The following is a 12,122-nucleotide window of genomic DNA, read 5'->3' as shown; positions in this document are numbered from 1 at the left end:
TCGGGCGCAACGATTGCTGCCCATGCCGGCGGCGGTGCCGTCCGTCACGCTTTTTCCTTAGAATGTGGGCTCTCCGCCCAGCCGCCCTGCCCTGCCTTCATGTCCGAATCGACCGAATCCGCATCGCCCGCCGCGAGCAACCGCACCGCGAACACCGCGCCTACTGCCCGCTCGTTGACGGTGATGCTGTGGATCGTCGCGACGGGCTTCTTCATGCAGACACTCGATTCGACGATCGTCAACACCGCGCTTCCCGCGATGGCGAAAAGCCTCGGCGAATTGCCGTTGCGCATGCAATCAGTCGTGATCGCGTACTCGCTGACGATGGCCGTGATGATTCCCGTGTCCGGCTGGCTCGCCGACAAGCTCGGCACGCGGCGCGTGTTCATGAGCGCGATCCTCGTCTTCACGATCGGCTCGCTGCTGTGCGCGAATGCGCAGACGCTCACGCAACTGGTGCTCTATCGCGTGCTGCAAGGCGTGGGCGGCGCGATGCTACTGCCCGTCGGCCGCCTTGCCGTGCTGCGCGTGTTTCCCGCCGAACGCTATTTGCCCGCGCTGTCGTTTGTTGCCATTCCGGGGCTGATCGGTCCGCTGATCGGCCCGACGCTTGGCGGCTGGCTCGTCAAGATCGCATCGTGGCACTGGATCTTTCTGATCAACGTGCCTGTTGGCATCGCCGGCGTGATCGCGACGTTCATCTTCATGCCCGACAGCCGCAACCCCGATACCGCGAAGTTCGACATGAAAGGCTATGTGCTGCTGATCGTCGGCATGGTGTCGATCTCGATGGCGCTCGACGGACAAACCGAATTCTCAATCCAGCACGCGACCATGCTGATGCTGCTGATCCTTTCGCTAGGCTGTTTCGTTGCCTACGGATTGCATGCGACGCGCGCGGCCAACCCGATCTTCTCGCTCGATCTGTTCAAGATCCACACGTTCAGCGTCGGCCTGCTCGGCAACCTGTTCGCGCGGATCGGCAGCGGCGCGATGCCGTATCTGATTCCGCTGCTGCTACAGGTGAGCCTCGGCTACAGCGCGTTCGAAGCCGGCCTGATGATGCTGCCCGTCGCCGCGGCGGGCATGTCGTCGAAGCGCCTCGTCACGCGGCTCATCATGAAGTACGGCTACCGGCGCGTGCTCGTGTCGAACACGGTGCTGGTCGGCCTCGCGATGGCGAGCTTCTCGTTGACGAGCGAGCATCAGCCGCTGTGGCTGCGCCTCGTGCAGCTCGCGTTGTTCGGCGGCGTCAACTCGATGCAGTTCACCGCGATGAACACGCTGACGCTGAAAGACCTCGGCACGGGCGGCGCGAGCAGCGGCAACAGCCTGTTCTCGCTCGTGCAGATGCTCGCGATGAGCCTCGGCGTCACCGTCGCGGGCGCGTTGCTGACGACATTCACGGGCCTCATCCCGCGCGTCACGGCGGCCAACTCGCTGCCTGCCTTTCACGCGACTTTCCTGTGTGTCGGCCTGATCACGGCGGCGACGTCGTGGATTTTCGCGCAGTTGTCGGCCGATATCCGGCAGCCCGTGAGGCGCGCCGATCCGCAGGAACGCACGTGACGCACGTGAAATTCAGCGCTCGCCGTGCGACATGGGCGGAACCTTAACGGGGCGCGCGCCGCACCATCGATGTGCGCTTCGCTCACTGCGCGCATGACAGCATCGGCTGTCCCGGCGCAAAATCGATGCAACAGCGGAGGAAACGGCGCAAAACACAGCCCAATCCGCGTGACACAGGGCTAAAGCCGTAGCGCATCGTCATGCGCATGTTTCTTGCTGCCCTATCCTGTAAACTTGAATCTTTCGCGCGTTTTCGCGCGGCCCGCCTCACATCTCAACCGATGACCGACACGATGAGCATGATCGAACTCGATCCTCCCGGCTTCCAGCCTCCGCGCCCCGTAGCAGGCGACGAGGGCTCCCGCCGCACCGTCCGGTATGGCGGCTACACGGTTTTCAGCGTATTTCAGCCGGTTTTCTCGGTTTCGCACCGTCGCGCGATCGGCTATCACGCGTCGCTGCGCGCGCACGACGAGAACGAAAGGCAGGTGCCGTCGGCCGAAGTCTTCACCCAGGCCGCGCGGCGCGGCGACCTGCTGGAGCTCGGGAGGCTCGCCGAATCGCTGCATCTGGGCAACTTCAACGCGTTCGACAGTCACGACGAATGGCTCTTTCTGAGCCTTCATCCCGCCGCGCTGATGGACACGAGCTACGGCGACGCGCTGCTCGCGGGCCTCAAGTCGCTCGGTCTGCCGCCGCAGCGCGTGGTGCTCGAAGTGTCCGAGCAGGCGGGCGGGGAGACGACGCGCTTCGCCGAGATCATCGACGCGCTGCGCAAGTCCGGCTTCCTGATCGCGCTCGACGGCTTCGGCGCGAAGCATTCGAATATCGACCGCGTGTGGAACCTGCGGCCCGACATCGTCACGCTCGACCGCTGCATCCTCGCGCAGGCCAGCGAGCATTCGCATATCGAGCGCGTGCTGCCCGGCATCGTGTCGATGCTGCATGAATCGGGGCAACTGGTGCTAATGGGCGGCCTCACGACCGAGCGCGACGCGCTGATCGCGCTCGAATGCAATGTCGATTTCGTGCAGGGCACCTTCTTCGCCGCGCCGAGCGTCGAGCCCGTCGCGCGTCAGGCGACCGTGAGCCTGATGGACAGGCTGTCGGCGGCACTGCGCGAACGCGTGGCCGCACGTGAGCGCGCGCAAGCCGAGCGGCTCGCGCCGTTCGTGACGGCGCTGGAAGCCGCGAGCGCGCAGCTCGTCGAAGGCAAGCCGATGGCCGAGGCGACCGCGCCGCTGCTGGAACTGCGCGAAACGGCGCGCTGCTTCCTGCTCGACGGCTCGGGCCGTCAGATCGGCGACAACGTGCTGCCGCAAGGCCGCGCGTCGCAGCGCGCGAAACGCTTCCGGCCGCTGTTGCATTCGGAAGGCGCTAGCTGGGAACGTCGTCCGTATTTCATCCAGGCCGTGCGCGCGCCCGGCCAGGTGCATCTGACGCCGCCCTATCTGTCGATCAACGAGGCGCACCTGTGCGTGACGGCGTCGATCGCGGCGGAAACCGCGCGCGGCATGCAGGTGCTATGCGTCGATATCAACTGGGAAGTGGCCGCGCATCGTAATTGACGCGGCCTGACGGCTGACGGGCCGCAGCAGTTGCAGGACCGCCGCGCGCCCGAACACGCGCGTCGCGCTCGCCAGCCGCAGTGCGCCCGTCACGATGCGCAACGCGACGATGCGTTCGTCCTCGCCGATCGAAATGTCGAGCAGCGCGTCGATTTCGCCGTCGCGCATCAACGCCACGGCGCGCATGCCGTTCATCGTCACCGTCTCCATCTGGTCGCCACGACCGTGCATCGACAGCGTGGTCGCCGCCTGTTCGGCCGTCGCGACGGCATCGTCCGTTTCGGGCGCGTCGCTCATTACGCTCGGCACCTCGCAGAAGAGCCGCACAAGGCCCGCGCGATCCTGCGCTTCCATCGCCGCCCGCAAGCGCTCGACAATGCGCGCATGCGCGGCCGGGTCCGCCCGCTTCGCCGGCACGCCTTCGCGCTGCAAACGCGCCCTCGCGCGATGCACCATCTGCCGGCAATTCGCGGGCGTCTTCGCAAGAATCTTCGCGATCTCCGCGTAATCGCAATCGAATGCCTCATGCAGCACGAATGCCGCGCGTTCCTCGGGCTTCAGCCGTTCGAGCAGCAGCATCACGCCATACGACATCTGCACGGCCTGCAACGCGAGGTCTTCCGCCGATGGCGCGAGGTTCTCGACCCACGGGTCCGGCATCCAGCCGCCTGAACGCGTCGTACGCTCGATCTGCAGATGACGCAGCCGGTCGATCGCGAGGTGTGTCGTGATCGTCGTGAGCCATGCGGCCGACGAACGCAGTTCGCTCGCGTCGGCGGCATGCCATTTGAGCCACGCGTCCTGCACGATGTCTTCCGCTTCCGCGCGGCTGCCGAGCATCCGGTACGCGAGCGCAAAGAGCCTCGCGCGCACCGCCTCGAAATCCGCCGACTTCTCTCCGTTCATTTCCATGCGAGCCGCTCCTGTGGCGTTGTCTCCGGGTTGACGGGCCAGCCGCACGCGATGTGACACGTCCACGCAAAAATTCTTTTGTCACACCGTGCCGCGCGTTCGCGTCATGCGACTGAAACCCGCCTCGTGCGGGCCTTTTCACGGGTCTTTTCAGTCCACCAGCGAGGAACGCATGCATCGACACTTCACTTCACCCGCCGCGTCGGGCTTCAATTTCGTGCCGACCGTCATCGAGCAATCGGGCCGCGGCGAACGCGCCTACGACATCTATTCGCGCCTGCTGCGCGAGCGGATCGTGTTTCTGGTCGGCCCCGTCAACGACCAGTCGGCGAGCCTGATCGTCGCGCAGTTGCTGTTTCTCGAATCGGAGAATCCTGACAAGGATATTTCTTTTTACATTAACTCGCCGGGCGGCTCGGTCTACGACGGCCTCGCGATCTTCGACACGATGCAGTTCATCAAGCCCGACGTATCGACGCTCTGCACAGGCTTCGCGGCCAGCATGGGCACGTTCCTGCTCGCAGCGGGCGCGCCCGGCAAGCGTTTTGCGTTACCGAACGCGCGCATCATGATCCATCAGCCCTCGGGCGGCGGACAGGGCACCGCGTCGGACGTCGAGATCCAGGCGAAGGAAGTGCTGTATCTGCGCGAGCGCCTGAACACCGTGCTCGCGGAAAGAACGGGGCAGAGCATCGCGCAGATCGAGAAGGACACGGATCGTGACAATTTCATGTCAGCGGATGCGGCGAGAGCCTATGGCCTCGTCGATGACGTGCTGACAACGCGCGTGCCTGCTGTTGCCGAAGCGGCGCACAGCGCGATGTAGCGCTTTTCTTCTCGCGCTCAATGCAGGCGCGCGGCGAGATACGACGAAACGACCAGCCTGTACTCGTCGACCAGCGCCTTGCGATCTTTCGGTTTCGCCGCTGCGTACAGCGGATTCAGGCTTTTCACGACCTGCAACACGACCTCGGCGACGCGAAACGCGTCGTCGTCCGATAACGCCGGGCTGTAGCGCTGAAACAGCTCAGCGAACCGGCCGCGCAAGCGGTTGCGCGCGGCCGCGTCGCGCCGGAAGTTCAGCGTCACCGACAGCAGCGGCAGATACGCAGGCCGCGCCGCGATGAAGTCGATCATCAGCGCGAAGAGGCGCTCGACCAGCTCATCGACGCTCCATTCATGCGCCGCTTCGCCCAGCGCGCTCCATTGCGCGTCCATTTCGTCGCCATAGCGCGTACGCAGCGCGAAAACAAGCGCATCCTTGTTCGGAAAGTATTGATAGACAGCACCAATCGACGCGCCCGCGCGTTCGGCGATCGCCGTCATCGTCGCGGCGTCGAAACCGCGCTCCGCGATCACGTTGCCTGCGGCGTCGAGCAGCGCATCGACACGCTTTGCCGCGCGCTCCTGCTGGGGAATACGCCGCACTTTCGGATTATCTGAGGACAGACTCATGTTTATCGCTTATCATGACATGAGGACATCCTCACATATAGGTGACATATGGCGCAAGCGCTTTCCATCGATCCGCGCAGCACGGCCATCGTGCTGATCGATCTGCAGCACAGCAATGTCGGCCGGCAACTGGCGCCGCATTCCGCCGCCGACGTCGTCGCGCGTTCCGTGCGCGCCGCCGATGCACTGCGCGCGGCGGGCGGCACGGTCGTGTTCGTACGCGTCGATGTCGCGCAACTGCTGTCGTTGCCCGCCGATGCGCCGCTGCGTCCGCGCGATGCGCCCGCTCCGCCGCCGCAGGCATCGGACCTCGCGCCCGAGTGCAATGTGCAGGCCGGTGATCTCGTGGTGACGAAACGCCAGTGGGGCGCGTTCTACGGCACCGATCTGGAACAGCAATTGCGACGCCGTCACATCAACACCATCGTGCTGACGGGCATCGCGACGAACTTCGGCGTCGAGTCGACGGCGCGCGCGGCGTTCGACCAGGGCTACGAGCTGATCTTCATCGAAGACGCGATGTCGGGCCTGTCTGGCGAAACGCATGCCTTTCCCATCGAGCATATCTTTCCGCGCATGGGCTTCGTGCGCTCGACAGAGGAATTCATCAGCGCCGTTGCCGAAACAGGGACGTTCGGCGGCGCCTGAGTGCGTTGCAGGCCGATCGTCATGCAAAACCTCGATCGATACCGCGTTGTGTGAGACGATCGAGCCTGCACTTCATTGGAGAAGCATATGGCGTCATCCCAGGATACCGTCAGCATGGCGCTGTTCTGTGATTTCGAAAATGTCGCGCTCGGCGTGCGCGACGCGAAATACGAAAAATTCGACATCAAGCTGGTGCTCGAACGGCTGCTGCTCAAAGGCAGCATCGTCGTGAAGAAGGCGTACTGCGACTGGGACCGCTACAAGGGCTTCAAGGCCGCGATGCACGAAGCGAACTTCGAGCTGATCGAAATTCCGCACGTACGGCAATCGGGCAAGAATTCCGCAGACATTCGCCTCGTCGTCGATGCACTCGACCTCTGCTATACGAAGTCGCACGTCAATACGTTTGTCATCATCAGCGGCGATTCGGATTTCTCGCCGCTCGTGTCGAAGCTGCGTGAAAACGCGAAGCAGGTGATCGGCGTCGGCGTGCAGCGCTCGACGTCGGATCTGCTGACGGCCAACTGCGACGAATTCATTTTCTACGACGATCTCGTGCGCGAGAACCAGCGCGCAGCTGCGAAACGCGACGGCGCCAAGGCCGCGCAGCAGGCGGCGCAACAGGCCACGAAGCGCGCATCCGACGGTGAAAAACGCAAGGAAGACCTGGAAACGCGCAAGACGAAAGCGGTCGAACTTGCTGTGCAGACCTTCGATGCGCTCGCGTCGGAGCGCGGCGATAGCGGCAAGATCTGGGCGTCGGTGCTGAAAAACGCGATCAAGCGCCGCAAGCCCGATTTCAACGAGACGTACTACGGTTTCCGCGCATTCGGCAATCTGCTCGAAGAAGCGCAGTCGCGCGGGTTGCTCGAAGTGGGCCGTGACGAGAAGTCGGGCACGTTCGTGTATCGCAGCGGGTCGTCTGGTGTCGCTGCGTCGGCCGAAGTCGCAAGCCCGCGCGAGACAGGCGACGAATGGGCGGCCATGCCTGCTGCCGCCGAGATCGTCGATCTGGAGGAAGCGACTGTCACGGCTGACGTCGAAGACGATGTGCCCGCTGATCAGGCGCTCGAGGATGCGCCGCCGGCCGTATCGACCGGTCATGCGGACAACGGCAAGGGCGAGACGCGCCGCAAGGGACGCGGCACGCGCAAGCCCGCTGCAAAGAGAGCGAAGAAGAAGACAGAACGCGTCGAAGCGGCCGAAGGCGAAACGGATTCGTCGCTGGCTGCGGATACGCGGCATGTGCCGGAACAGGCCGCTGTATCTGAGGCTCACGCGCCTGTGCACGAAGCGGAACATCCCGCAACGGAAGCACCCGCTGCGAAGAAGAAACCCTCGCGCAAATCGACGACGCGCAGCCGCCGTCCGCGCAAGACCGAGTCGGCCAACGACGCGGAGTAAGTGAGGCTTTAGGTGAAAACGCCGCTCGTTCGAGCGGCGTTTTGCTTTCCGGACCACACAGCGTGCTTCACAAGTTCGGATAGTTCGGACCGCCGCCGCCTTCAGGCGTCACCCACGCGATGTTCTGCGTCGGGTCCTTGATGTCGCAGGTCTTGCAGTGCAAACAGTTTTGCGCGTTGATCTGCAGACGGTCTTCGCCGTCTTCGGTTTTGATGAACTCGTACACGCCCGCCGGGCAGAAGCGCGCTTCAGGGCCAGCGTAAGTTTGCAGATTCAGCGTGACGGGGATGCTCGCGTCCTTGAGCGTCAGATGCGCCGGCTGATTCTCTTCGTGGTTCGTGTTCGAGATGAACACCGAAGAGAGGCGGTCGAACGTGAGCTTGCCATCCGGCTTCGGATACTCGATCGGCTTGCATTGCGATGCCGGCATCAGCATCTCGTGATCCCAGCGCTGGTGATGCAGCGTCCACGGCACGTTGCCGCCCAGCAGCTTCTGTTCGATGCCGACCATCAACGCGCCGAGATACAGACCCTTGCTCATCCACTGCTTGAAGTTGCGTGCTTTGTTCAACTCCGTATGCAGCCATGAAGCTCTGAACGACTCCGGATAAGCCGTCAGTTCGTCGTTGTGGCGGCCTGCCTGCACGGCGTCGAATGCGGCGTCGGCGGCGAGCATGCCTGTCTTGATTGCCGCGTGCGAACCCTTGATCCGCGACGCGTTGAGGAAGCCTGCGTCGTCGCCAACCAGTGCGCCGCCCGGGAAAGCGAGCTTCGGCAGTGACAGCAGACCGCCTGCCGTGATCGCACGCGCGCCATACGACACACGCTTGCCGCCTTCAAGGAATGCACGAATCGACGGGTGCGTCTTGTAGCGTTGGAACTCCTCAAACGGCGACAGATACGGATTCGAATAACCGAGGCCGACGACAAAGCCCACCATCACCTGGTTATTGTCGATGTGATATAGGAACGAGCCGCCGTAAGTCCGCGTATCGAGCGGCCAGCCGGCCGTGTGGATCACGAGGCCGGGCTTGTGCTTCGCCGGATCGATTTCCCACAGTTCCTTGATGCCGATGCCGTAGACCTGCGGATCCGCACCGTCGCGCAGCTTGAAGTTGTCGGAAAGCTGACGTCCGAGATGCCCGCGTGCGCCTTCGCAGAACAGCGTGTACTTCGCGTGCAGTTCCATACCGGGCTGGAAGTTTTCGGTCGGCTCGCCGTCCTTGCCGATGCCCAGATTGCCCGTCGCGACGCCTTTAACCGAGCCATCTTTGTTGTAAAGCACTTCAGCGGCCGGAAAGCCCGGAAAAATCTCCACGCCCAGCGCTTCGGCCTGCTGCCCGAGCCAGCGGCACAACGGGCGCGCCATCGGCAGGTCCGATGCCGGACAACACGCCGGACAGCGCGATGTAGTTCAGATCGTGGCCGGCGCGCGCCGCAAGCGGGCCCGTTTGACCCCAGCCCGTCATGCGTCCGTAGACGAGCTTCGGATTGCGCGCGAAGGCCTCGCCGGGGCTGAGTCCGAGACGCTCCATCGTGCCGGGCCGATAGCCTTCGATTACGACATCCGCGCGCGCCATCAGATCGAGCGCCGCTGCCGCCGATGCCGGCTGCTTCAGATCGAGCGTGACCGAACGCCGTCCGCGACCCGTGATGTCGATGCGCTTGCCGTTGGTTTTCGGCCCGAGATCGTCGGGCGCAGCCGGCCGGTCGATGCGCAGCACGTCCGCGCCCATATCGGCGAGCAGCATCGCGCCGAAGGGCCCGGGACCGATCGCCTCGAATTCCAGCACTCTGATTCCGTTCAAAACGCCCATCGTCCACCTGTCTCCATGGAAATGCGGCCCCGCTGACGGGTGCCAGCCGGGCCTTGCTGTCGGTTGTGAGTGTCGGGGCGACAGAATGCCCCTTGATCGTAGTAAGCCCTGGCGGGCAGCGGACAGGACCACCCCGAACGGGTGGCGAAGGGAGTGGGCGTTTTGTTTCGACGGATACTGGTAAGTGTGAGCATTACCACAATTCATCTATTAATTCGGATGGCGAATTAATAGATGCCAAAAAGAAAAAGCCCTCACAAGTGAGGGCTTTTCCATTCAGTCTGCGCTTGCCGGTTTTTCAACCGCTTACCGGATCGAGCAAAGACTTACGCGAAGTTCTTTTCCGCGAAGTCCCAGTTCACGATGTTCCAGAATGCTTCGACGAACTTCGGACGCGCATTGCGGTAATCGATGTAGTACGCGTGTTCCCACACGTCGATCGTCAGGAGCGCCTTTGCGTCCGTGGTCAGCGGCGTGGCGGCGTTGCTGGTCGACACCAGATCCAGCGAACCGTCTGCCTTCTTCACGAGCCATGCCCAGCCCGAGCCGAACGTGCCGACTGCCGTCTTCGTGAATTCTTCCTTGAACTTGTCGAAGGAACCCCACTTCGCGTTGATCGCTTCGGCGACCTTGCCCTTCGGCGCGCCACCACCTTGCGGCGACAGGCTGTTCCAGAAGAACGTGTGATTCCAGATTTGCGCGGAGTTGTTGAAGATACCGCCCGACGACTTCTTGACGATCTCTTCCAGCGACAGGTTCTCGAACTCAGTGCCCTTGATCAGATTGTTCAGGTTGGTCACATAGGTCTGATGGTGCTTGCCGTAGTGAAACTCGAGCGTCTCTTCCGACATGTGCGGAGCGAGCGCGTTCTTCGCGAACGGCAGCGGCGGGAGCGTATGTTCCATGGTGCTATTCCTTTGTATCTGTTTATGGGGAGTCTGCGGATAACGCTGCGGGAGCACTCGATTGTAGGCGACTTGGAATAACCCCGCAAACGCAAGCCCTTTATGGCACGCATTGCGAAAACGCGCTGCGCGGGCAGCGTAATTAATGCTCGCGCGGCGGCTTTTCAGCTGTCATACGAAGGTCAAAACTACTGTGCCCAATGGCGCTTCAAAGCACGATTAAAAGCCATCCGTAAGACGCGGCTGAACATCCGACAGCGCGATATCCGCCGAGCCTTCAGCGAGGTGAACGGTCATGCGGCGGCCCGGCTTCAATGCCGATGGCGCTCGCACTGCGCGGCCGTTTTGCGCATCGAGCAATGCCGCGTAGCCACGTTCGAGCGTGCGTTGCGGGCTCAGTACTTCGAGCCGCGCGGCAAGCGTTTCCACGCGCGCAATGTGTCTTTCATGTTGACGCAATAATGCGCGCTCGAGCCGCTCGGCAAGGCCGTTCACTTGCGAACGATGCAGCGAGAGATCGGGACGCCAGCGCTGCCAGCGCATCTGCACGAGCGCGAAACGCCCGCGCGCGTCGCGCACGGGCCGCGCACCCGCCGACGCGAGCCGAACGCTCAGTTGCTGCAGATGCGTGTGTTGCCGCGCGAGCCTTTCGGCCGGCGACACGAGACGCCGCGCGAGCCAGTCGAGCTGCTGCGCGCGCCGCTCCATCATGCGACCGAAGCCGCGCGCGAGCGTCGCATGACGATGATCGAGGTCGCGCAGCAGCAGCACGCGTTGCGGGCTGACGAGTTCGGCGGCGCCCGTGGGTGTGGGAGCGCGGACATCGGCGGCGAAGTCGGCGATCGTGAAGTCGGTTTCGTGACCGACGCCGCTCACGACGGGCATCTTGCTCTCCGCAATCGCGCGGGCCAGCACTTCTTCGTTGAAAGCCCACAGGTCTTCGATCGAGCCGCCGCCGCGACACACGATCAGCACGTCCACTTCACCGCGCCGGCTCGCCGTCTCGACCATCGCGGCCAGCTTCGCGCTGACGCCCGCGCCCTGCACGGGCGCGGGATAGACGATCACGGGAATGTGTGGCGCGCGACGCGCCAAGGTTGTCAGTACGTCGCGCAATGCGGCCGCCTGCAACGACGTGACAATGCCGATCGCGCGCGGATGCGCAGGCAGCGCGCGCTTGCGCTCCGCTTCGAACAGGCCTTCTGATTCGAGTTGCGCCTTCAGCCGCAGGAACGCTTCGTACAAACGGCCTTGGCCCGTGCGGCGCACGGCCTCGACATTCAGTTGAAGCTCGCCACGCGGCTCGTACATCGTGACGAGCGCGCGCACTTCGATCTTGTCACCTTCGCGCGGCGTGAACTCCGCATATTGCGCGCGGCCGCGGAACATCACGCAGCGCATCTGCGCCTGCGCGTCCTTGATCGAGAAATACCAGTGCCCGCTCGCGGCACGCGTGAAGTTCGACACTTCGCCGGAGACCCAGACGAGCGGGAACGAGCGTTCGAGCATCGTGCCGATCGCGCGGTTGAGTACCGAGACGGGAACGACGGCATCGCCAGCCGCGCCAGCGGACGACGAGAAAGGACTTTCGGAATTCATGCGAGGAATGGGTTTAAACAGGCCGGACAGACGATAGACCGATCGGCCAGTCAGGTCCAGCGCGTTCTAAACGTCTTTAGCCGGATTGTTAAAAGTGTCCACATGTCGGGAGTACCGCGGAGAGCGGACTCAAAACGGCCCCAGAGCCCACTTAATACCATTTAAGCTATTGATTTCTATCACATTTTTAGTCGATAAAAGTTCCCCATTGCCGAGCCGATGCTTGCGCGACGGCCTTCCCGACA

10 protein-coding genes and 2 pseudogenes are annotated in these 12,122 nt (G+C 63.3%); 5 read left to right on the top strand and 7 right to left on the bottom strand.

The genetic code is table 11. The features are described from left to right. Positions 1–44: 44 nt before the first annotated feature. Entirely contained in the window at positions 45–215 is a 171-nt protein-coding gene (locus tag C2L64_RS54720) for a hypothetical protein (RefSeq protein ID WP_238554556.1), read from the bottom strand. Here C2L64_RS54720 and mdtD point away from each other — a divergent pair. Together mdtD and C2L64_RS03025 are read left to right on the top strand one after the other, a co-directional pair. Continuing rightward, a complete protein-coding gene (gene mdtD, locus C2L64_RS03030) occupies positions 184–1,569 on the top strand; it encodes a multidrug transporter subunit MdtD (RefSeq protein ID WP_236674106.1) in 1,386 nt (461 codons plus the stop codon). The two genes, C2L64_RS54720 and mdtD, sit on opposite strands and share 32 nt — an antisense overlap. 293 nt (positions 1,570–1,862) lie before the next feature. After that, positions 1,863–3,137, top strand: coding sequence for an EAL domain-containing protein (locus C2L64_RS03025; protein WP_090836114.1), 1,275 nt, complete (start codon positions 1,863–1,865; stop codon positions 3,135–3,137). Here C2L64_RS03025 and C2L64_RS03020 read toward each other — a convergent pair. Further along, the gene (locus C2L64_RS03020) at positions 3,093–4,049 is read right to left on the bottom strand and encodes a sigma-70 family RNA polymerase sigma factor (RefSeq protein WP_090836072.1); all 957 of its coding nucleotides are present in this window, start codon (positions 4,047–4,049) and stop codon (positions 3,093–3,095) included. The two genes, C2L64_RS03025 and C2L64_RS03020, sit on opposite strands and share 45 nt — an antisense overlap. 172 nt (positions 4,050–4,221) lie before the next feature. Here C2L64_RS03020 and clpP point away from each other — a divergent pair, with 172 nt between their 5' ends. Then, entirely contained in the window at positions 4,222–4,875 is a 654-nt protein-coding gene (gene clpP / locus C2L64_RS03015) for an ATP-dependent Clp endopeptidase proteolytic subunit ClpP (RefSeq protein WP_007578780.1), read from the top strand. Between the two features lie 17 nt (positions 4,876–4,892). Here clpP and C2L64_RS03010 read toward each other — a convergent pair whose 3' ends face one another. Beyond that, complete coding sequence (locus C2L64_RS03010; RefSeq protein ID WP_090836071.1) at positions 4,893–5,504, bottom strand: TetR/AcrR family transcriptional regulator; 612 nt, start codon at positions 5,502–5,504, stop codon at positions 4,893–4,895. A gap of 48 nt (positions 5,505–5,552) precedes the next feature. Between C2L64_RS03010 and C2L64_RS03005 the strand changes: the two genes are divergently transcribed. Further along, positions 5,553–6,152: an isochorismatase family protein gene (locus tag C2L64_RS03005; RefSeq protein WP_007578784.1), complete on the top strand. Its 600-nt coding sequence runs from the start codon at positions 5,553–5,555 to the stop codon at positions 6,150–6,152. Positions 6,153–6,239: 87 nt separating this feature from the next. Then, positions 6,240–7,556: an NYN domain-containing protein gene (locus C2L64_RS03000; RefSeq protein ID WP_007747857.1), complete on the top strand. Its 1,317-nt coding sequence runs from the start codon at positions 6,240–6,242 to the stop codon at positions 7,554–7,556. 67 nt (positions 7,557–7,623) lie between these two features. Here the strand turns inward: C2L64_RS03000 and C2L64_RS02995 are convergent. From C2L64_RS02995 to xseA, 4 genes and pseudogenes are all read right to left on the bottom strand, one after another. Further along, positions 7,624–8,907 (bottom strand): annotated as a pseudogene (locus tag C2L64_RS02995) (electron transfer flavoprotein-ubiquinone oxidoreductase); the annotation flags it as partial. Continuing rightward, positions 8,903–9,373 (bottom strand): annotated as a pseudogene (locus tag C2L64_RS02990) (CoA transferase); the annotation flags it as partial. The pseudogenes C2L64_RS02990 and C2L64_RS02995, both read right to left, overlap by 5 nt. Before the next feature lie 326 nt (positions 9,374–9,699). After that, positions 9,700–10,278 (bottom strand): superoxide dismutase, encoded by a 579-nt coding sequence (locus C2L64_RS02985; protein ID WP_035986273.1) that lies wholly within the window; start codon positions 10,276–10,278, stop codon positions 9,700–9,702. A gap of 219 nt (positions 10,279–10,497) precedes the next feature. Continuing rightward, positions 10,498–11,877: an exodeoxyribonuclease VII large subunit gene (xseA, locus tag C2L64_RS02980; protein WP_090836070.1), complete on the bottom strand. Its 1,380-nt coding sequence runs from the start codon at positions 11,875–11,877 to the stop codon at positions 10,498–10,500. Positions 11,878–12,122 lie beyond the last annotated feature (245 nt).

Origin of the sequence: Paraburkholderia hospita (genome assembly GCF_002902965.1) — a bacterium.
Classification (GTDB): Bacteria; Pseudomonadota; Gammaproteobacteria; order Burkholderiales; family Burkholderiaceae; genus Paraburkholderia; species Paraburkholderia hospita.
Note: the sequence above shows the minus strand (reverse complement) of the source record. Positions and strands in the feature narration are given on the sequence as shown.

Coding starts and splice junctions, on each gene's coding strand:
- C2L64_RS54720 (WP_238554556.1), bottom strand. CDS start 215: ATGAAGAAGCCCGTCGCGACGATCCACAGCATCACCGTCAACGAGCGG.
- C2L64_RS03020 (WP_090836072.1), bottom strand. CDS start 4,049: ATGGAAATGAACGGAGAGAAGTCGGCGGATTTCGAGGCGGTGCGCGCG.
- C2L64_RS03005 (WP_007578784.1), top strand. CDS start 5,553: ATGGCGCAAGCGCTTTCCATCGATCCGCGCAGCACGGCCATCGTGCTG.
- C2L64_RS03000 (WP_007747857.1), top strand. CDS start 6,240: ATGGCGTCATCCCAGGATACCGTCAGCATGGCGCTGTTCTGTGATTTC.
- C2L64_RS02985 (WP_035986273.1), bottom strand. CDS start 10,278: ATGGAACATACGCTCCCGCCGCTGCCGTTCGCGAAGAACGCGCTCGCT.
- C2L64_RS03010 (WP_090836071.1), bottom strand. CDS start 5,504: ATGAGTCTGTCCTCAGATAATCCGAAAGTGCGGCGTATTCCCCAGCAG.
- xseA (WP_090836070.1), bottom strand. CDS start 11,877: ATGAATTCCGAAAGTCCTTTCTCGTCGTCCGCTGGCGCGGCTGGCGAT.
- clpP (WP_007578780.1), top strand. CDS start 4,222: ATGCATCGACACTTCACTTCACCCGCCGCGTCGGGCTTCAATTTCGTG.
- C2L64_RS03025 (WP_090836114.1), top strand. CDS start 1,863: ATGAGCATGATCGAACTCGATCCTCCCGGCTTCCAGCCTCCGCGCCCC.
- mdtD (WP_236674106.1), top strand. CDS start 184: ATGCTGTGGATCGTCGCGACGGGCTTCTTCATGCAGACACTCGATTCG.